At 44.8% G+C, this 19,805-nt stretch carries 16 protein-coding genes and 3 tRNA genes; 5 read left to right on the top strand and 14 right to left on the bottom strand.

Annotation, left to right across the window (positions count from 1 at the left end):
* Window positions 1-96 precede the first annotated feature (96 nt).
* Window positions 97-2,061, top strand: a complete 1,965-nt coding sequence (gene rnb / locus FHQ30_RS12340) for an exoribonuclease II (protein WP_139610835.1) — start codon at window positions 97-99, stop codon at window positions 2,059-2,061.
* Between the two features lie 52 nt (window positions 2,062-2,113).
* Here the strand turns inward: rnb and FHQ30_RS12335 are convergent, their stop codons facing one another.
* The 11 genes from FHQ30_RS12335 to FHQ30_RS12285 all read right to left on the bottom strand — a co-directional run bounded on the left by FHQ30_RS12335 (window position 2,114) and on the right by FHQ30_RS12285 (window position 13,938).
* Window positions 2,114-4,297, bottom strand: coding sequence for a Tle-like phospholipase domain-containing protein (locus FHQ30_RS12335; RefSeq protein ID WP_139625180.1), 2,184 nt, complete (start codon window positions 4,295-4,297; stop codon window positions 2,114-2,116).
* A 155-nt stretch (window positions 4,298-4,452) separates the two neighbouring features.
* Window positions 4,453-5,418, bottom strand: a complete 966-nt coding sequence (locus tag FHQ30_RS12330; RefSeq protein ID WP_139610833.1) for an AEC family transporter — start codon at window positions 5,416-5,418, stop codon at window positions 4,453-4,455.
* A gap of 12 nt (window positions 5,419-5,430) precedes the next feature.
* Window positions 5,431-7,071 carry a malolactic enzyme gene (locus FHQ30_RS12325; protein ID WP_139610832.1) on the bottom strand — a complete coding sequence of 547 codons (1,641 nt, stop codon included), beginning with the start codon at window positions 7,069-7,071 and terminating at the stop codon, window positions 5,431-5,433.
* A gap of 265 nt (window positions 7,072-7,336) precedes the next feature.
* On the bottom strand, window positions 7,337-7,675 hold the full coding sequence (gene grxD / locus FHQ30_RS12320; protein WP_139610831.1) for a Grx4 family monothiol glutaredoxin: 339 nt from the start codon (window positions 7,673-7,675) through the stop codon (window positions 7,337-7,339).
* A 111-nt stretch (window positions 7,676-7,786) separates the two neighbouring features.
* Window positions 7,787-8,590 carry a TPM domain-containing protein gene (locus FHQ30_RS12315; protein WP_139610830.1) on the bottom strand — a complete coding sequence of 268 codons (804 nt, stop codon included), beginning with the start codon at window positions 8,588-8,590 and terminating at the stop codon, window positions 7,787-7,789.
* On the bottom strand, window positions 8,583-9,041 hold the full coding sequence (locus FHQ30_RS12310) for a TPM domain-containing protein (RefSeq protein ID WP_139610829.1): 459 nt from the start codon (window positions 9,039-9,041) through the stop codon (window positions 8,583-8,585). Before FHQ30_RS12310 ends, FHQ30_RS12315 begins: the two co-directional genes overlap by 8 nt.
* Window positions 9,042-9,056: 15 nt before the next feature.
* Complete coding sequence (locus FHQ30_RS12305; protein ID WP_139610828.1) at window positions 9,057-9,638, bottom strand: LemA family protein; 582 nt, start codon at window positions 9,636-9,638, stop codon at window positions 9,057-9,059.
* Between the two features lie 223 nt (window positions 9,639-9,861).
* Entirely contained in the window at window positions 9,862-10,077 is a 216-nt protein-coding gene (locus tag FHQ30_RS12300) for a YgjV family protein (RefSeq protein ID WP_139610827.1), read from the bottom strand.
* A gap of 36 nt (window positions 10,078-10,113) precedes the next feature.
* Window positions 10,114-11,622, bottom strand: coding sequence for a glycerol kinase GlpK (glpK, locus tag FHQ30_RS12295; protein WP_139610826.1), 1,509 nt, complete (start codon window positions 11,620-11,622; stop codon window positions 10,114-10,116).
* Window positions 11,623-11,650: 28 nt separating this feature from the next.
* Window positions 11,651-12,442, bottom strand: coding sequence for an MIP/aquaporin family protein (locus tag FHQ30_RS12290; RefSeq protein ID WP_139610825.1), 792 nt, complete (start codon window positions 12,440-12,442; stop codon window positions 11,651-11,653).
* 308 nt (window positions 12,443-12,750) lie between these two features.
* Window positions 12,751-13,938 carry a polysaccharide deacetylase family protein gene (locus FHQ30_RS12285; protein ID WP_176552608.1) on the bottom strand — a complete coding sequence of 396 codons (1,188 nt, stop codon included), beginning with the start codon at window positions 13,936-13,938 and terminating at the stop codon, window positions 12,751-12,753.
* Window positions 13,939-14,181: 243 nt separating this feature from the next.
* Here FHQ30_RS12285 and ttcA point away from each other — a divergent pair, with 243 nt between their 5' ends.
* The 3 genes from ttcA to pgsA all read left to right on the top strand — a co-directional run bounded on the left by ttcA (window position 14,182) and on the right by pgsA (window position 17,674).
* On the top strand, window positions 14,182-15,132 hold the full coding sequence (ttcA, locus tag FHQ30_RS12280) for a tRNA 2-thiocytidine(32) synthetase TtcA (protein WP_139610823.1): 951 nt from the start codon (window positions 14,182-14,184) through the stop codon (window positions 15,130-15,132).
* 30 nt (window positions 15,133-15,162) lie between these two features.
* Complete coding sequence (locus FHQ30_RS12275) at window positions 15,163-17,007, top strand: ABC transporter ATP-binding protein (protein ID WP_139610822.1); 1,845 nt, start codon at window positions 15,163-15,165, stop codon at window positions 17,005-17,007.
* Between the two features lie 109 nt (window positions 17,008-17,116).
* On the top strand, window positions 17,117-17,674 hold the full coding sequence (pgsA, locus tag FHQ30_RS12270) for a CDP-diacylglycerol--glycerol-3-phosphate 3-phosphatidyltransferase (RefSeq protein ID WP_132967418.1): 558 nt from the start codon (window positions 17,117-17,119) through the stop codon (window positions 17,672-17,674).
* A 122-nt stretch (window positions 17,675-17,796) separates the two neighbouring features.
* Here pgsA and FHQ30_RS12265 read toward each other — a convergent pair.
* The 3 genes from FHQ30_RS12265 to FHQ30_RS12255 all read right to left on the bottom strand — a co-directional run bounded on the left by FHQ30_RS12265 (window position 17,797) and on the right by FHQ30_RS12255 (window position 18,112).
* A tRNA-Leu gene (locus tag FHQ30_RS12265) sits at window positions 17,797-17,883 on the bottom strand.
* 21 nt (window positions 17,884-17,904) lie between these two features.
* Window positions 17,905-17,980 (bottom strand) — tRNA-Gly (locus tag FHQ30_RS12260).
* Window positions 17,981-18,035: 55 nt separating this feature from the next.
* A tRNA-Val gene (locus FHQ30_RS12255) sits at window positions 18,036-18,112 on the bottom strand.
* A 220-nt stretch (window positions 18,113-18,332) separates the two neighbouring features.
* Between FHQ30_RS12255 and FHQ30_RS12250 the strand changes: the two genes are divergently transcribed.
* Window positions 18,333-19,706 carry an L-cystine transporter gene (locus FHQ30_RS12250; protein ID WP_139610821.1) on the top strand — a complete coding sequence of 458 codons (1,374 nt, stop codon included), beginning with the start codon at window positions 18,333-18,335 and terminating at the stop codon, window positions 19,704-19,706.
* Window positions 19,707-19,805 lie beyond the last annotated feature (99 nt).

The raw sequence follows: 19,805 nt of genomic DNA, 5'->3' as shown, positions 1-19,805 counted from the left end.
AATCCGCCCCTACTTTGCCTCATCAAATATCTTTGTCAATAATCTGGGGCGGATAACTATCCGCCCATTTTTTATGACCGCTAAACAGGAAAAAAGATGTTTCAAAACAATCCGTTATTAAGCCAATTGAAACAACAGATTCGCGAAAACAAACCGCGTGTGGAAGGCTCGGTGAAAGCCCATGAAAAAGGTTTCGGCTTTTTAGAGTGCGACAAGAAAAGCTATTTCATCACCCCGCCGGCAATGAAGAAAGTGATGCATGGCGATAAAATCAGTGCCGTTATCGAAACCAACGGCGACAAAGAACAAGCCGAACCGGAAGCCCTAATCGAACCAATGCTGACCCGCTTTATTGCCAAAGTGCGGTTTAACAAAGAGAAAAAATTGCAACTGATTGTTGATCACCCCAGCATTAACAACCTGATTAACGCCAACAAAGCGCAAAGCGTAAGCGACGAATTGCAAGAGGGTGATTGGGTGGTGGCTGAATTACAGAAACATCCGCTGCGTGACGATCGCGCCTTTTTCGCCAAAATCAGCCAATTTATTTGCCGCGCCGATGACCATTTTGCGCCTTGGTGGGTCACTCTTGCCCGTCACCAACAACCTCGTACACCGGTTGCCGGATTGGATTCATACACCTTGGATCAAACCCTGTCACGCCAAGATCTGACCACATTGGATTTTGTCACGATTGATGCCGCTTCCACCCAAGATATGGACGATGCGCTGCATATTGAAGAGACCGATAACGGCTGGAAATTGTGGGTCGCGATTGCCGATCCGACCGCTTATATTCCGCAGGATTCACAAATCGAGCAAGATGCCAGACAGCGTTGTTTCACCAACTATCTGCCAGGTTTCAACATTCCGATGTTACCGCGCGAACTGTCGGACGAACTCTGTTCGCTAGTGCCACAACAGCAACGCCCAGCGTTGGTTTGTACCATTGAAACCAATCGCAACGGTGAAATCACTGGTGAACCCCACTTTAGCGCAGCGTGGATCGAATCCAAAGCCAAATTGGATTATGACGAAGTTTCCGATCTGTTGGAGCAAGTGACAAACCACTGGCAGCCAAACGATGAGAAAATCGCCAAACAGATCGAGTTACTACACCAATTTGCCCTTGCGCGCATTGATTGGCGCAGAACGCACGCCCTGCTGTTTAAAGAACGCCCGGATTACAGTTTTGAACTGGAGCAAGACGGCAAAGTGAAAGCTATTCACGCCAAACACCGCCGCATTGCCAACCAGATCGTGGAAGAAGCGATGATTATCGCCAACACCAGTGCAGCACAGTATTTGGATCAACACGCCAAGTGCGGTATTTTCAACACCCACAGCGGTTTCGATCAAAAATTTCAACAGGCAGCACATGATTTCTTGCTGGCAACCCTTGCCAATGATGACAACCGTGCCGAATTGGCGCAACGTTATTCGCTTGAAAACCTGACCACGCTCAACGGCTATTGCCAAATGCGCCATGATATCGAGCAATATGATTTCAGCTTTTTGGAAATGCGCTTACGCCGTTTCCTGACCTTTGCCGAATTCAAAGCCGAAGCCGCACCGCACTTTGGCTTGGGGCTGCCGGCTTATGCTACTTGGACCTCGCCGATTCGCAAATATTCGGATATGGTGAATCACCGTATTATCAAACAGTGTCTGCTGAATCAAAGTGCGATCAAGCCCGCCGATGAGATTCTGGCTCGCTTGCAAGAAGCTCGTCGCCAAAACCGCATGGTGGAACGTGATATTGCCGATTGGCTCTACAGCCTGTATTTTGCGCCATTGGTGGAACAACAACCCATTTTCAGTGCAGAGATACAAGATGTCAGCCGTGGCGGCTTGCGGGTACAGTTGCTCGACAACGGCGCTAGCGTATTTGTGCCAATCTCGACCCTGCACGATAAAAAAGAGGAAACTACCCTCAACAGCGATGAATTGGCGCTGTATATCAAAGATCAAAAAGCCTACCAAATCGGTGATCAAGTGCAGATAAAGCTAGTAGAAGTAAATGTCGTCACACGCAGTTTGATTGGCAATGTAGTTTTATAGCACTACTATAAAAATCAGAAGGGTGGAGGCAATCCACCCTGATAAAGAGTATTTAAGCGATTAAATTCACCGATTGCTCATAATATTCCGGCAGAGGCAAATAGTTTTTGCCTGCAATTTGGCTGACAGTTTGATTACTCACGCTCACATCAGTAAATTCAAAAACCTCTACTTGATAAGCATATCCCATTATCGGCTTAAACCAATTTTCCACTTTTATACTGTCTGATGTACCGCGCAACGCAACGATCAAATCATTTTTCTCTCTGAAAAAATAAGACTGCTCAATTTTGGCATCCGTAAAACGCAAAACGTCTCTACCCGCAAAAAAATCATAATCTTTGATCACATCCCGACCAAAATTAGTACCAAATATATAGGTATCATTGCCGATACCGCCTTGTAAAATATCTTTACCCTCACCACCATCTAGTCGATCATTACCCTGCCCACCAATCAAAATATCATTCCCAGCACCACCATATAACTGATCATTGCCCCACCCGCCATCTAAAATATTATTGCCTACATTACCAAGCAAAGTATTATTCAAAATATTTCCATATCCAGCAATGGACTTATCACCAATCAATGTTAGTCTTTCCAAATGTTGACCTAGAGTATAAGTGACGTTGCTATTCACCAAATCATCCCCTTGGGCAATCCCTTCGATAATATGATCTCCATGATTATCGACATAATAAACATCATTACCGGCACCACCATACATTTTATCAGCACCTGCCCCGCCATTAATCACATCATGCCCCTGCCCGGCAAAAATAATATCATCGCCACTGCCAGCCTTGATGTTATCGTCATGGTTGCCACCAATAATAATATTATTTGTTACTACATCCATTTCAGAGAAAAACATACCTCGTTCAATATGGTTATGAATAATCCAATCATCATTATTACCGGCACGTAAATCCGCCAGTAACGTACCCTTTTCAATAAAATTTAACATAGCTAATTCATTAATAAATTCATTAATCAAAGCCTTTCTAGCCGTATCAGCCGTTGAAAAATAGAGCGCATCATGCCGAATTTCAAAGAATGACCCGACTTGCTCTCCTAAGGGGATATGGTAATAATAGTCAATGACCAAATTTAACAGTGCGCTGCGCAGTTTTGGATGAGACAACATATAATTATGTTCTAAATTATTAACTGAATTTACCACCAATTCAATATCATCAGCAAAAGCGTTTAAAAAACTGTAGTTTTTCCCTTCCATAAGATGACTGACTTCTTGTTGAATAAATCGAATTAATGTTGCTGTTTTATCTTTAGAATAATGTGAAGGCTCATAATTTTCTAAATTGGCAAAAATTTCTGTGAAATGGCGTGACAGTAGACTGATTTTAGGTGCTATCATCGGTAACACGAGCAGTTCTAAACCATGATAGGTAAAGGTAGAAAGTGTCAGCTCTGCTTGATCCGCTTTAACGATATTAAATTCACCGGCAATTTTCAAGGCAGCCAATCCTTGCGTTAAAAACGGAATTCCATCTGTTAAAAACTCTCCTCTCAAGGCATAGGCAAGAATATTTTCTTCGCCCCGAATTTTTGTCGGAAAGGTTGCGGTATTCAGCACCACCGCACTAAACAGTTGCCCTAATAATTCAGAAACATCTGCAATTGGTTTCTCTACCGTATGATAAGCATTTAAATCTTGATCTTCTTCATAACCAAGCTGCCTTAATACCGTTGCGATATTTTTTGCCATTGCTTCCGTTGCTGCCAATCTAAATGGTGCCGGATCAAAGGTTATTGCCGGTTTATCAAAAAATACTCCGGCTAATGCTGCTAATCCACCACCAAGTGAATGCCCGGTAAAACTGACCGTTTTATCAGGATAGTTAGAAACAATCTCTTTATAGTATATTGCTGCATCAAAAATCTGTTGATGTGCCTTGCCCGCAAGTGCAATCTGAAAATCGGCAACCCACTCCTTTAGATCCCCGACATTAGTACCGGCAAAAGCGATAACAATTTGCTCACCTTTCATATAGGCTTTTGCTTCAAAGCCACTCGCTGTATTTTGTACATACCCAAGATTACCTGTTAACGGTACATTACTAGAAAGCGTCTTATCTAACGATTGCCATTCCGGTGGTAAAATAAAACGATTGTTGTCATGTCGGGCAATTACATTGGAATTTGCTGCCAGAATTGCATATTCTAAAGTCGAAATAGCACTGCTTGTTGAGCTAGTCAAGATTGTAGCCATCTAATTTTCCTTATAGATCAAATAACAACTATCTTACAAGAGGGAATTTGCTGATCACAATCAATTTTTTGTAAATAGTGTGATAGTTAAATGCGTGATTAAATTCTAGTAGAACCGCACTTTAGGCTCTATCTGAATCAAAGTGCGGTTTTGATTTAGGCAATCAACGGCAGAATCGCGTTGACGATTGGGATGACGATAATAAACAGTAAGGTGCTGGTGGTCACCACGTTGGTGGCATATTCCACATCGCCGTTAGCGGCATGCGCCAGAATCGGTAGTACTGCCAATGCCGGTACGGCGGATTGGACAATCAAAGTATAGGCTTCTGTTGGCGGTAAGCTGCCGAGTGAGCCGGTGCCAAACAGAATCAGCACAATCATCATTCCGGGCACTAAAATAAAGCGCCCGATTAAAGCCACGCTTGCATCGCGATCAAAATGAATGCTCTTCAAGCCTGCGTCCGCCAACACGATCCCGACATAGATTAACGCTAATGGGGTCACCAATTCGCCGACATAACCCAATGTCGAATTGACAAAGGTCGGCAACGAAATATCGGCAAGCAGAAACACAAATGCCAAGATCGCACCGATAATTGGCGGCGTTAACAGTTTTTTCCAGTCAAAACCGCCCTGGCGTGTGTTCGCATCGACCGTCGGATCATCATTGGCAATCAACCAGGCGCCGATTGTCCAGGTCGATACCGTATTGACCAGATAGCAAACCAAAAAATATGGCAAACTAACTTCACCAAATAACGCCACATTGAGCGGTAAGCCGATAAAAATCGTGTTGGCATTGACGATCACGTTGATAAAAACCCCGCATCGACCACGCCGAACGTTTAACACCTTGACCAACAAAAACGCTACTGCATACGCCAATACAGTCATCAAAACAAAATAGATCAGCCCGCCGGACAACGAAAACAGCGTGTCACGGGTCAAATATTTCAGGATCGAAACAAAAATCCCAGCAGGCAGGGCAATATTCAAAATCAGTTTTGAAATATTGCCGCCAAAACTGTCTGCAAACCACCCTTTCTTTCGCAATCCGTAACCGAGTGCAATGATAAACAGAATCGGCAAGGTACTTTCGATCGAAGAGAGAAATTGCATAACATGCTCCTGTTATTTACTCAGATCCTGATATTCCGGAATCCATTTCAATTCAGTAATCGCCTGCTCAATATCCTTGATCGGCTGTTTATTCAGTTTTTGATCAACCGCACTTTGTGCTACTGCCGTTGCCACGGTTTTGGAGAAAACCGTCAGTTTTGATACCGGCGGCAACACGGCTGCCCCGGCTTTGCTCGGATCAACCAAACCGCCCAAGGAGTGCGCCGCTTTGGAAATCATGGTGTCGTTTAAAATCCGTGCTTGTGAAGCCAACACGCCCAAGCCTAAGCCCGGATAGATCAACGCATTATTCGCTTGTCCGATTTCATAAGTGACCCCGTTCAGTTCCACCGGGTCGGTCGGAATTCCCGTTGCCACCAACGCTTTACCATCAGTCCAAGTCAGCAAATCTTTGGCAGTGGCTTCTGCCAGTTCGGTCGGGTTGCTGAGCGGGAAAATAATCGGACGCTCGGTGTGTGCCGCCATGGCTTTAACCACTGCCTCGCTAAAGGCTCCGCCTTGGGTTGACGTTCCCACCAAAATCGTTGGTTTAACCGCTTTCACCGCAGCTTCTAACGTAGTGAGCTGATCGCTATTGGCAAATTCTGAACGCTTGCGGGCGAACGGGCGTTGTTCCGGGGTTAAGTCGTCCATGTCATCAAACAACAAGCCCTGCACGTCCACCATATAGAATTTAGCGCGCGCTTCTTTTTCGCTTAAGCCGTGTTGCAGCATTTCTTGATAAATCCGATTGGTGATGCCCGCCCCTGCACTGCCTGCACCGAAACACATATAGGTTTGCTCGGTGATATTTTGTTTAGAAATATTCAATGCGCCCAAAATTCCGGCAAGGCTGATGATGCCGGTACCTTGAATATCGTCGTTGAAGGTCGGAATTTTATCGCGGTATTTGTTCAAGATATTCGCCGCATTCGAGCGCCCGAAATCTTCCCAATGCAGATAGAGTTTCGGGAACAGGGCTTCGGCTTTTTGTACGAATTGATCGACAAATTGATAATATTGATCGCCACGCACCCGTTGGTGACGGTTGCCTAAATACAGCGGATCATTGAGCAGTTGATCACGGTTGGTGCCGACATCTAACACCACCGGCAACACGCTATTCGGATCGATTCCTGCTGCGGCGGTGTAAACCATCAGTTTACCGACCGAAATATCTACACCGTTCACGCCCCAGTCGCCAATGCCTAAAATACCTTCCGCATCGGTTGCCACAATCAATTTAATATCGCGTCCGTTCGCCGCATTTTTCAAGGTAGCTTCAATATTTTCCGGTTCGTTGATCGATAAATACGCCGCATATTGCGGATCAACAAACAGTTCGTCATAGCGCTCAATCGATTCAGCAATGGTCGGATCATAAACAATCGGCATAAATTCAACCACATGACGGCTGAACAACGCATAAAATAATGTACGGTTGGTATTGAAAATTTCCATTAAGAATTGGCGTTTTTCGATATTGGAGTCTTTCTTTTGATATTGGGCATAAGCCTGATTGGTTTGTTCCTCCAGTGTTTGCACGCAAGCCGGCAGCAAACCAATCAAGCCCAATTTTGCTCTCTCCTCCAAAGTAAAAGCAGTGCCTTTATTCAGGAACGGATCATTTAAAACATCATGTGATTTTTTCATTACGCTTTCCTTATTAAAAAAGATATTGGTGAGAATACCCTAAGTGCCCAAGGTACGCATTTTTTATACAACATTGCTATAAAAACAAGCAAGTGAAATCTAAAAATTTACTTCATTTGAAGAAATTTAAGTGCATTCGCAAAGCGAAAGAAGAGATGATGAAGTGTAGGGTCTATTGATCTTTGTTATTCAGATCAAAAAACCGCACTTTAGATTCGCTGCTCACGAACTAAAAGTGCGGTCTACCATTTGAAAATAAACGAATTTAGGCTTGTTCCGTTTCAGCGTGTTTAGCGGAAACTTCTTTTAACATCGGCTGTAATTCGCCTTGTTGGAACATTTCCATCACGATATCGCAACCACCGACCAATTCACCTTCCACCCATAATTGCGGGAATGTCGGCCAGTTGGCGTATTTCGGCAACTCAGCGCGAATATCGGGATTTTGCAAAATATCCACATAACCGAACGGCACTTGGCAATGGATCAGGGCTTCCACAGTGCGTGCGGAAAAGCCGCACGACGGAAATTTTGGCGAGCCTTTCATATACAGAAGGATCGGGTTTTCGCTGATTTGTTGTTTGATCTTATCTAATGTTTCCATACTGACCTCAGTAAAAAGCAGGGAGATTCCCTGCTTGTAAATGAATGATGGCTGATTGTATCACAGCACGGTGTTAACTCAATAAGCGGAATTGAATTTACCGCTTTTGCGTTACCAGCTTCCGCCTGCGCCACCGCCACCGGAAGAGCCGCCGCCAAAACCGCCTCCGCCAAAGCCTCCACCGCTTCCGCCTCCAAAACCACCGCCGAAGCCACCGAACCCTCCGCCACTGCGGTTGCGGCTGCGACGCAGCACTTGTCCGTTGCGCCCGATAGTATGGTTATTGGTCGGTGTAACATAACTATCACTTATTCTGCCAAACAGTACGAACAAGATAAAGATCACCACAAACACCACCGGGATCCAGTCGTGCTCTATCTCTCGTTCAACTACCTGTGGCGCATACTCGCCTTTGCTGGCAGCGATAATCGCATTCAACCCGTTATCAATGCCTTGATAATAATTATTTTGTTTAAAATACGGGGTGATCTCATTGCGAATCAGTTGTGACAACAGCGCATCGGGCAGTGCACCTTCCAGTCCTTGTCCCGGTGCGATAAAGATTTTGCGATCGTTGAGCGCAATCAGCATCAACACACCATTATTCAGCCCTTTGCGTCCAATACCCCATTTATCAACCAGCGCAAACGCAAATTCAGCGATCTCGTTATCCCCAACTGTTGGCAGAATCACCAATGCAATTTGCGAACTGGTCTGTTTGCCGTAAGTCGCCAGTTTGTTTTCTAGCGCATTTTGCTGCGCCGCCGTCAACACATTGGTGTAGTCGCTGACATAACGAAACGGATTGGGCGGTGGTGGCAATTCAACCGCCATCGCATTCAAGCTGAATAACAAGCAAAGTGCGGTCAGTACATAACCTAACTGATAACGTAGCCGAACAAAAAAGTTATTCATCAATAATCACCTCGTTCGGCAATTCATCAATGTCGTCCGCTTGACGTGGAAAATGGAGTGACAATTTTTCCGCCAGCAGATATAACGCCGCAATAATCCCTTTGGTCAAATTGCCTTGTGCCGCCTGTGCCGTGATCACATCACAGCAGCGTTGCCAAAAATCATTGCTCACATACTGGTGAATGCCGCTATCACCGATCACCGCACATTGGCGCTGTTTCAAAGCAACATAGATCAACACCCCGTTGTTCATCGCCGTTTTTTGCATTTCCAGCTGGTTGAAAAGCTGCTCGGCACGGGCGACTATCGGATCGGCACGCTGGGTCAGCGCCTTCAGCTTGGCATTTTTTTCAATATACACCCGCACTTCCGCCGAAGTCTGCAATTCCAGTTGCTGAATGGCAGATTCGACCAAGTTGCTGTCAATAGCAGATTTGGCAAATAGTGGCATAATGCTACCGCACTTTTAATTAAAGTTGACTGTAGGAGCGTTTTGCGAGCCTTCCGCTGCTTGGAAATACGGTTTGTCTTTAAAACCGAAAATCATTGTGGCAAATTTGGTCGGGAACTGACGCACATAACTGTTATAGGTTTTTGCTGCCGCATTGAAATCATTACGCGCTTTGTTGATCCGGTTTTCTGTACCTTCCAATTGTGCTTGCAGATTCATAAAACCTTCATGCGCTTTCAATTCAGGATAACGTTCAACCGTCACCAACAAACGGGATAACGCCGAACCAACGGAATTTTGCTCTTGTTGGAACTGGTTTAATTGCTCTTGTGTCATATTGGTCGGATCGATTTTGGTTTGTGACGCTTTGGCACGGGCTTCGATCACGCCGGTTAAGGTATCGCGTTCAAAATTGGCTTGTCCTTGTACGGTGTTGACAATATTCGGGATCAAATCAGCACGACGCTGATAAGACGATTCCACATTTGCCCAAACAGAATCAATCTCTTCCTCGGCACGCACTAACCCATTGTAGCTGCTCATTAATGTAAAACCGGCAATCACGGCAACAATAATAATCGCAATCCATTTTTTCATGATAATTTCCTTTAAACGTTGTATAACACCCTGATTTCACAAACTTTCTCAATCAAAGGCAGTATTTGAGCGGTTATCCGCTGTGTAAAAACGATTTATTGTCTAAGAAATGTTACTAAATTGCAAATTTCTTTATTCGTTAGATTTCCTTAACCTGAAAAAAGAAAAACCTCATTGCCAAACACGACAACGAGGTTAATTCTTGACACATTGATGCTAATTATTATCGGCGTTTCAGTTTAATAATCTGATAAACATTCACTGCGGTAATAAACACATTCAATAAAATCACCGGCGTAGAAGCGATCAACACGCCGTACACAATGTATAACATTGCACCGATGGAGTTGACGATTCGCAGGTGTAACATCGAGCTTAATAAAAACGAACCGGCAACAAAGGCGGTTGCAATATAGCCCAAAATATCAATTGATGGCATAATTTTCTCTTATTATTAATAGTGACTGGAAGATAATTACTCTTCCTCATTTTCCCAAGCAAGCGCACGTTTCACGGCTTTTTTCCAACCATTATAACGCCGCGTGCGTTTCTCTTCGCAGCCGTCCGGTGCAAAAGTCCGCTCGATGCTTGCTTTATCTTTCAACTCATCCAGATTTTTCCAGAAGCCTGTTGCCAATCCCGCCAGATACGCCGCACCAAGTGCGGTCACCTCTTTCACTTTTGGACGCTCAACAAGGGTGTTAAGAATATCAGATTGGAATTGCATTAGGAAGTTATTTGCAGTCGCGCCGCCATCAACGCGTAATTTTTGCAATTTTTCTCCAGAATCCGATTGCATTGCATCCAAAACATCACGGGTTTGATAAGCGATCGATTCCAACGTGGCACGCACGATATGGTTGCGGTTCGCACCTCTGGAAAGTCCTAAGATCGCACCACGCGCATACGGATCCCAATAAGGTGCGCCCAAGCCGGTAAACGCCGGAACCACATAAACCCCGTTACTGTCCGGCACTTTTTGCGCAAAATATTCGGAATCGTAACTGTCGTGTACAATTTTCAGCTCATCGCGCAGCCATTGAATTGAAGCACCGCCCATAAAAATCGATCCTTCCAGTGCATAACACGGCGAACCGTCGGCATTACAGGCAATTGTCGTCAGCAACCCGTTTTGCGAACGCACTGCTTTGTCACCGGTATTCATCAGTAGGAAACAGCCGGTGCCGTAGGTATTTTTCGCCATACCGGCTTTCACACACAGATGCCCATAAAGTGCAGCTTGCTGATCGCCTGCCATTCCTGCCACCGGAATCCGCACGCCTCCTTTACCGCCAATATTGGTTTCTCCGTAAATTTCTGAGGATTTTTTCACTTCAGGCAGCATGGCACGCGGAACGCCTAAAATTTCCAGCATTTTTTCGTCCCATTGCATAGTATGAATATTGAACAACATGGTGCGCGACGCATTGGTATAATCAGTAACATGCGCCCGTCCTTGGGTCAATTTCCACACCAGCCAAGTATCTACGGTGCCGAACAGTAATTCGCCTTTTTCAGCTTTTTCACGTGCGCCTTCAACGTTGTCTAAGATCCATTTCACTTTAGTACCGGAAAAATAGGGGTCAACCACCAAACCGGTCGTGGCTTTAATGTACTCTTCATGCCCTTCGGCTTTCAATTCTTCACAAATTTTTGCGGTGCGACGGCACTGCCATACAATCGCATTGTACACCGGCTTGCCCGTCTCTTTTTCCCACACAATCGTGGTTTCACGTTGGTTGGTAATCCCGATACCGGCGATCATGTCCGAGGTGATCCCCGCCATAGCTACCGCTTCATTCAATGTCGAACTTTGGGTTGCCCAAATTTCCATCGGATTGTGTTCAACCCAGCCGGCTTGAGGATAAATCTGAGTGAATTCACGCTGTGCCACACTCACCACATTAGCATCATGATCCAAAATCAGCGCTCTGGAACTGGTAGTGCCTTGATCTAGGGCAATAATGTATTTTTTGTCAGTCATAATCGAATCCTTTTAATAAAGAGGTTAATCAATTTTTGCAATTGCAAGGTAAATTTTTATTAATCAATCGGTTATAAGCATATGCACCAATCCACGCACCGACAATCGGTGCCACAATCGGCACAATAAAATACGGAATTGGCTGTCCGCCGGTGAAAGCAATGTCACCCCAACCCGCCAGATAAGCAAACAGTTTAGGACCAAAATCCCGTGCCGGATTCATCGCAAAACCGGTCAGCGGCCCCATCGAACCACCGATAACCGCAATCAAGATCCCGATTAATAATGGTGCTAACGGGCCTCTTGGTAAGCCATTACCATCATCGGTCAACGCTAAAATCAGCGCCATCAGCACCGCAGTAATCACCATTTCTACCGCAAACGCTTGCATGAAACCCAGTTGCGGATGCGGATAGGTCGAGAATGTGCCCGCTAAATTCAAGCTTTCTTTGCTACCCCGTACAACATGGTTGACGGTTTCCCATTCGATAAATAAGTTACGGTATAAAAAATAGACCATAGCTGCTGCACAAAAGGCACCGGCGATTTGTGACAGGATATAAGGCAGCACTTTCTTGCCATCAAAACAAGCAAATTTCCACAGCGCAAGTGTTACTGCCGGATTCAAATGTGCACCTGAAACACCGGCAGTCGCATAAACGGCTAAAGCAACCCCCATCCCCCACATAATACTGATTTCCCACTGCCCGAATCCTGCACCCGCCACTTTGAGCGCAGCCACACAACCCACACCAAAAAAAATCAACAGCCCGGTTCCTAAAAACTCGCCAATACAAGCTGCTTTAAGCGATCTTTCCATTTGAATTTCTCCATACGCTAGTAAAACAATCACCAAACGAACAACCCAAATTTTCCTTTTAGAAAATTTAGCGATAATCTAGCGAATATTATTATTTTTAGAAAGGGTATTGTTATCAGTTTGTGATGAACCTCAAACTATTTATTCAATAACAATTTCATCTCGTTATTAAATATTTGTCTGAGGTTTTAAGGTAGAGTTGGAAAAAATTAAAATATTTTCTTCTGGATGAATTTCAATAACGAAAAACAAAAATATACAGCATGTCTACTTTAGAATATGCCCACCGATTGAAGCTCAATCGGTGGCTATTGGGCTAATTTCTGAAGAATTTGTTGTCGGTTATCTTCTTTCAACAAATAAATTCGCTTTAGTTGATAGCGATCATCACCAAAATTGACTTTACCGATTTGCGTGCTGAACGCCAACTGGAAACCAGCCAGTTCAGCCGCTTTTTTGGCAAGAGGAGTATAACTGCCGTAAGGATAAGCCAAATACCGCACTTTGGGGTTGAATTCATACAGCACTTGGATTGAACGCCGAAAATCCACCAGCATATTATGCAGCGAGCGCCGTAATATGATCGGTTCATCTTTTAATAAGCGGTGAAGAAAGTGGGTATGCGATTGCAGATCGATCATAGGTTCCATTTCTTGATATTGCGTTCGGGTGATAAACTGCAACTGATTCGGATCCCAAGGGGGTAAAGTATATTTCATCCGCGACGAGATGACAAAAATGGTGGCATTAAAGTGATATTTTTTCAAAATTGGAAAAGCATAACGATATACCGATTCCAAGCCGTCATCAAAGGTAATACTGATCAATTTATCAGAAAAATGAGCACTACCGTCCAGATAATTTTCGATATCATAGAGTGAAATTGTACGGTAACCTTGCTGTTTCAGCAATGCCATTTGCTGCTCGAATGCAGTGACGGATGTCGTGGTTGATGTTTGCCGAAAATAGTGGTTTTCAGCATTTTTTAATAAATGATGGTAGGTTAACACTGCAATGCCACGATCTTTTTCTACATCAGGGACAGCAATAAAAAGCGTTTTGCCCCCAAACCGTACTTTATACCAACCGTCTTGCGCTGCCACAAACGGATAGCGCAAGTGCGGTTTCAGCTCAGCAACCACCGCTGAATCTCTGCGGCTATCGGCATATAACCGCACGTTATCTTTGGTCACCAAATAACCCTGCATTGGCGTATGCTCTTCCGGCATAGCGTTGCTTTTGCCGAGTGCTGCACCAACATGACAATTCGGCGCCAACATCGCTACGCCCTGTCCAAATTGGGTGCTGTTTTGCACTTTCAACACACCATTCAACCACACTGACTGCCCCGGTAAAATTTCAGCCACAACTTGCTGTTTGCCAGAGACAACTGCTGACAATAAACAGTGCGATTGTGTTATGACGGCTTGCTTTATTTCAGTTTTTGTCAAAGTACCATCTGAAGACATAGCCAAACCGAACAGCGGAATTGTCAAGAAACAACATCCTAAAACCAAGCGCAGAAGTGAATGAAAGCGTTGCATAACCTGAATAAATCGAAGATTAAAAGAAATGGAATAAAATTATACTGTAAATAAATTTATTTTTATTGCAGGTTTAATCAGTTTTACAGTCCAGCATAACACACGCAGCACTTTTGATAAAAAAGTAGCATTTCCGCGCATTAGCCATTATCCTATGCACTGATTTTTATTCACCCAAACCGCACTTTAATAATCATGAGCAAGACTGAATCCACTGTTGAACCTAGCCAACAGTCTAAAAAACAAATCTATAATTTCAATAAACTACACAAACGTCTGCGCCGTAACATAGGCAATGCGATTGCCGACTTCAATATGATCGAGGCCGGCGATAAAGTGATGGTATGCCTTTCCGGTGGCAAAGACAGCTATACCTTGCTGGATATTTTGCTGAACTTACGCTTGAATGCGCCGATTGATTTCGAGATTGTTGCGGTAAATTTGGACCAAAAACAACCGGGTTTTCCGGAAGATGTGCTGCCTAATTATTTAAGTCAATTGGGTATCGAATACCACATCGTAGAAGAAAATACCTACGGCATCGTCAAAGAGAAGATTCCCGAAGGCAAAACCACCTGCTCGCTCTGCTCTCGGCTGCGACGCGGTATTTTATACCGTACTGCAACAGAACTGGGCGCAACTAAAATCGCATTGGGACACCATCGTGACGATATGTTGGAAACCCTATTTTTAAATATGTTTTACGGCGGTAAGCTGAAAAGTATGCCGCCAAAGCTGATCAGCGATGACGGCAAACAGATTGTGATCCGCCCGTTAGCCTATTGCAAAGAAAAAGATATTGAAAAATATGCCAGAGCCAAAGCGTTCCCGATTATCCCATGTAATTTATGCGGCTCGCAGCCGAATTTGCAACGCCAAGTGGTAAAAGAGATGCTGCAAACATGGGATCGGCAATACCCCGGCAGAATCGAAACCATGTTTAGTGCGTTGCAAAATGTCACGCCGTCACATCTTTGTGATCCGAAACTGTTTGACTTTAAAAATATTCGTCGTGGTGAACTGCTGCAAGGCGTAGAAGGCGATATCGCTTTTGATAATGAACCACTGAAGCCGATTCAGTGGCAAGATGACGACGACAGCGATTATACTGACAGCCAGCAAATTCAATTTAAACAAGTAAATTAAACCGAAGTTAACACAAGAGTTTTTAATAAAATGAGAAAATTATTCGAATGGTTTGAAGCACGGATCGATCCCTATCCGTCCTCAGCACCAGTTACCCCAAAAAACAGTTTATTCAGCTTTATCTGGTCCGGTTTGGACGGTTTACGCTGGTGGTTGTTGTCATTGATTATTCTCTGCGTCGGAATGGGTATTTTTGAAGCTATGCTGTTCAAAATCATGGGATTGCTGGTCGATTGGCTGGCGACTTACTCTGCCAATACGCTATGGGCGGAAAAGCGTGGCAGCTTCATGACAATTATCCTGTTTTTAATCAGTAGTGCATTTTGGTTATGGTTGCTGTGCAGTGTGCGTTTTCAAACCCTGCAAGGGGTATTTCCGATGAGACTGCGTTGGAACTTCCACCGCTTAATGTTGGGACAAAGCCTGTCGTTTTATCAAGATGAATTTGCCGGACGGGTCTCTGCCAAAGTGATGCAAACCGCACTTGCAGTGCGTGACACTGTGATCACCTGCACCGATATGGTGGTGTATGTGGCAGTCTATTTCATCTCTTCCGGAGTTATCCTGTTTCAGTTCGACGGCTGGCTACTGTTGCCGTTTCTCGGCTGGATTTTGTTGTTCAGTTGCGTGATGATCTATTTTGTACCAAAACTGGCTGACACCGCCAACAAACAAGCCGATGCCCGTTCATTAATGACTGGACGCATTACCGATGCCTACGCCAATATCACCACAGTCAAACTGTTTTCCCATGGTGAACGTGAATCAAATTATGCCAAATCCTCGATGCAAGAATTTATGCATACCGTGCATGCACAAATGCGTTTAGTCACCAAACTGGAAGTCTGCAACCACATTCTGAATGTCTCTTTGGTCGCGGCAACTGCCGGTTTATGTGTCTATCTATGGACTTTAGAGCAAATTAATGTCGGTGTGGTCGCTGCGGCAACTGCGATGGCACTGCGTGTCAGCGGCCTATCGCACTGGATCATGTGGGAATCAGCCCGACTGTTTGAAAATATCGGTACCGTACAAGACGGCATGGGAACACTCTCCAAACCACACACCGTAGTGGACAGCAAACACGCCAAACCACTGGAAGTTCGTGGTGGCGATATCCGCTTTGATCACGTCAATTTTAACTATGACGAAAACCGCACTTTGCTGAAAGATTTCAATCTGCACATTAAACCGGGCGAAAAAGTGGGCTTGGTCGGGCGTTCCGGGGCGGGCAAATCCACTCTCACCAATTTGCTGTTGCGTTTTTATGATATCGACAATGGGCAAATCTTGATTGACGGACAAAATGTGAAAGACGTTACCCAAGAGAGCCTGCGTGCGCAAATCGGTCTGGTTACCCAAGACACATCGCTGTTGCACCGCTCAGTGCGTGACAATATCATCTATGGCCGCCCGAACGTGGATGAAAGTGCGGTTCTGAAAGCCGCTCAACAAGCTGCCGCTGATCAATTTATCCCACACTTGCACGATTCTCACGGTCGTACCGGCTACGATGCCCACGTGGGCGAACGTGGCGTCAAGCTCTCCGGCGGGCAGCGCCAACGTATCGCCATCGCGCGCGTTATGCTGAAAGATGCCCCAATTCTGCTGTTGGACGAAGCCACCAGTGCCTTGGACTCCGAAGTGGAAATTGCGATTCAGGAAAATCTTGAAAAGCTAATGGAAAATAAAACCGTTATCGCCATCGCTCACCGTTTATCCACCATTGCCGCAATGGATCGGCTGATTGTGATGGATCAAGGGCAAATCATCGAACAAGGTACTCACCAAGAATTGCTTGCCCTCAACGGGGTTTACGCCAAACTCTGGTCGCATCAAAGTGGCGGATTTTTAGCGGAAACCACTGAAATCTAATGACTAATTCAGGGTAAAATAGTAAAGCACGCTTTTTATTTTACCCTTTAGCTTATTTACGTTAGAATAAGCACAATTCTGCCATCACATATTTCATGATAAGGCCGCCATGAAATTGAATATACCGACCTTCCTCACCTTATTTCGGGTTGTTTTAATCCCGTTTTTTATCGTTTGTTTTTACCTGCCGTTTAAATGGGCGCCGTTTTTAACCGCACTTTTATTCTTAATTGCCGCAATCACCGATTGGTTCGACGGCTTTCTAGCAAGACGATGGAAACAAACCACCCGTTTCGGCGCATTCCTTGATCCGGTCGCCGATAAAGTGATGGTCGCAGCCGCACTGGTTCTGGTGGTACAACATTACCACAGCTTCTGGGTCACTATTCCGGCTATCGTGATGATCTCGCGAGAAATTATTATCTCCGCCTTAAGAGAGTGGATGGCAGAAATCGGTGATCGCAACAAAGTAGCAGTCTCTTGGTGGGGAAAACTCAAAACGACGGCGCAAATGGCGTCCTTAGTCGGCCTGCTATGGCGCTATAATCCGTTGATGGAACAGATTGCAACCGTTGCCCTCTATCTGGCGGCAATTTTGACTGTCTGGTCTATGGTGCAATATCTCAATGCCGCCAAAGGCAGCTTGTTGGATGATATTACCCCGTAACAGATAAATTCAGCCACTACCACACGCCACTAAAATAAAAGTGCGGTATATAAGAAATAAAAAAGCCGCTTTCTCTTAATGAGAGAAGCGACTATCTTCTTGATTTTATTGCTAACTTATAATGGTGCCCGAGGCCAGACTTGAACTGGCACAGCCCGAAAGCCGAGGGATTTTAAATCCCTTGTGTCTACCGATTTCACCACTCGGGCAATCTAATTATTGCAAAAAATTGGAGCGGGAAACGAGACTCGAACTCGCGACCCCAACCTTGGCAAGGTTGTGCTCTACCAACTGAGCTATTCCCGCTTTATTTTGATACACTACTTCATTGAAATAGATATATTGTTTCACTGAAAAGTGATGGTGCGACCGGGTGGACTCGAACCACTGACCCCCACCATGTCAAGGTGGTGCTCTAACCAACTGAGCTACGGTCGCATTTTGAAGTGGCGCTATCATAGCGATTTTCATCTGAGGTCACAAGTTTTTTTTCCAGATAAGAAATCGATTGTTAACTTTTTAAACAATATGCCGAGAAAAACATCACTCCTCACCTTATTATAGCGAATTGGAATAATTTATCCGTTATTATAATTTGTCTTTTTATGGCAAAAGGTTATGCTACTCATATTATTGAACCTTATAAACGGAGTTTATTATGACGTTTTCTCTGCTGTTTAATTTAGTCGTCTTCGCTACCCTATTAGCAGCACTCTATTTATTCAAACAACGTGGTAATACCTTATCAATGACAGTGTTGCTTGCGTTGGTATTGGGGGTGCTGTCCGGTGTGGTGTTACAAAATTTATACAGCGACAATCAAAGTGCGGTCAGCCAAACTATTGACTGGATCAACTTGATCGGCAACGGCTATGTTCGCTTGCTGCAAATGATTGTGATGCCGCTGGTGTTTGTCTCGATTTTATCCGCCATCACCAAATTGCACAATGCCGGCTCGCTAGGAAAAATCAGTTTCAGTATTTTAGGCGTTTTGCTGTTTACTACCGCAATTGCGGCGCTGGTCGGTATTGGATTTAGCATTTTATTCAACCTGAACGCCGACGGCTTAATTGCAGGTGCCCGTGAAGCCGCTGCACAAGAACGGGTTTTAGGACGTGTGGATCAAGTCGCTAATTTAACCATTCCGTCAATGTTACTTTCTTTTATTCCGCGCAATCCGTTTGCCGAACTGACCGGCGCCAATCCGACTTCGATTATCAGCACCGTGATTTTTGCCGCATTCTTGGGGATCGCTACATTACGCTTGCGCAAAGATAATGCAGACATTGCCGAGCGTATTTCACAAGGCACCGAAAGCTTAAATAAGCTGGTGATGAGCCTGGTTCGAATCATCATCAACCTGACACCTTACGGTATTCTGGCACTGATGACGCGCATGGCGGCAACTTCGAGCCTGAGCGATATTCTGAATTTACTGAATTTTATTATCGCTTCTTATCTGGCGATTGCGGTGATGTTTATCGTACACGGCGTGTTGTTGGGACTCAGTGGTATCAATCCGTTCAGCTATTACAAAAAAGTGCTGCCGACCTTACTATTCGCCTTCACCTCACGTTCCAGTGCAGCAACCATTCCGTTGAATATTGAAACCCAAACCAATCGTCTGGGTAATTCCGGCACAGTTGCTAACTTCTCGGCCACCTTTGGCGCCACCATCGGACAAAACGGCTGCGCGGGGATTTATCCGGCAATGCTCGCGTTTATGGTTGCACCGTCGGTGGGAATTGATCCGCTGGCGCCGCAATTTATTTTATCGCTAGTGGCGATTGTCACCATTTCCTCCTTCGGTATCGCCGGTGTCGGCGGCGGCGCAACCTTTGCTGCGATTGTGGTGCTATCTACCATGGGCTTGCCGCTGACTTTAGTCGGCTTACTGATCTCAATCGAGCCGTTGATTGATATGGGACGAACCGCACTTAATGTCAACGGTGCAATGACCGCCGGCACACTCAGCAGTAAATGGTTAAAACAGACCGATTGGCAGATTTTCACTAATAATAAAGCGGAATAAACCGCACTTGAGTTCACTTAACTCAATAAAAAAGCTCAATTGTTTGATCTGTTAGAATAGTTCGATGATTTATTGTACTAACCAATAATTGGTTAGTAC

Source organism: Testudinibacter sp. 'clade 2', assembly GCF_006227735.1.
In the GTDB taxonomy this organism is placed as follows: Bacteria; Pseudomonadota; Gammaproteobacteria; order Enterobacterales; family Pasteurellaceae; genus Chelonobacter.
This window is presented reverse-complemented; position numbering and strand designations above follow the sequence as displayed.

Coding starts and splice junctions, on each gene's coding strand:
- rnb (WP_139610835.1), top strand. CDS start 97: ATGTTTCAAAACAATCCGTTATTAAGCCAATTGAAACAACAGATTCGC.
- FHQ30_RS12335 (WP_139625180.1), bottom strand. CDS start 4,297: ATGGCTACAATCTTGACTAGCTCAACAAGCAGTGCTATTTCGACTTTA.
- FHQ30_RS12330 (WP_139610833.1), bottom strand. CDS start 5,418: ATGCAATTTCTCTCTTCGATCGAAAGTACCTTGCCGATTCTGTTTATC.
- FHQ30_RS12325 (WP_139610832.1), bottom strand. CDS start 7,071: ATGAAAAAATCACATGATGTTTTAAATGATCCGTTCCTGAATAAAGGC.
- grxD (WP_139610831.1), bottom strand. CDS start 7,675: ATGGAAACATTAGATAAGATCAAACAACAAATCAGCGAAAACCCGATC.
- FHQ30_RS12315 (WP_139610830.1), bottom strand. CDS start 8,590: ATGAATAACTTTTTTGTTCGGCTACGTTATCAGTTAGGTTATGTACTG.
- FHQ30_RS12310 (WP_139610829.1), bottom strand. CDS start 9,041: ATGCCACTATTTGCCAAATCTGCTATTGACAGCAACTTGGTCGAATCT.
- FHQ30_RS12305 (WP_139610828.1), bottom strand. CDS start 9,638: ATGAAAAAATGGATTGCGATTATTATTGTTGCCGTGATTGCCGGTTTT.
- FHQ30_RS12300 (WP_139610827.1), bottom strand. CDS start 10,077: ATGCCATCAATTGATATTTTGGGCTATATTGCAACCGCCTTTGTTGCC.
- glpK (WP_139610826.1), bottom strand. CDS start 11,622: ATGACTGACAAAAAATACATTATTGCCCTAGATCAAGGCACTACCAGT.
- FHQ30_RS12290 (WP_139610825.1), bottom strand. CDS start 12,442: ATGGAAAGATCGCTTAAAGCAGCTTGTATTGGCGAGTTTTTAGGAACC.
- ttcA (WP_139610823.1), top strand. CDS start 14,182: ATGAGCAAGACTGAATCCACTGTTGAACCTAGCCAACAGTCTAAAAAA.
- FHQ30_RS12275 (WP_139610822.1), top strand. CDS start 15,163: ATGAGAAAATTATTCGAATGGTTTGAAGCACGGATCGATCCCTATCCG.
- pgsA (WP_132967418.1), top strand. CDS start 17,117: ATGAAATTGAATATACCGACCTTCCTCACCTTATTTCGGGTTGTTTTA.
- FHQ30_RS12250 (WP_139610821.1), top strand. CDS start 18,333: ATGACGTTTTCTCTGCTGTTTAATTTAGTCGTCTTCGCTACCCTATTA.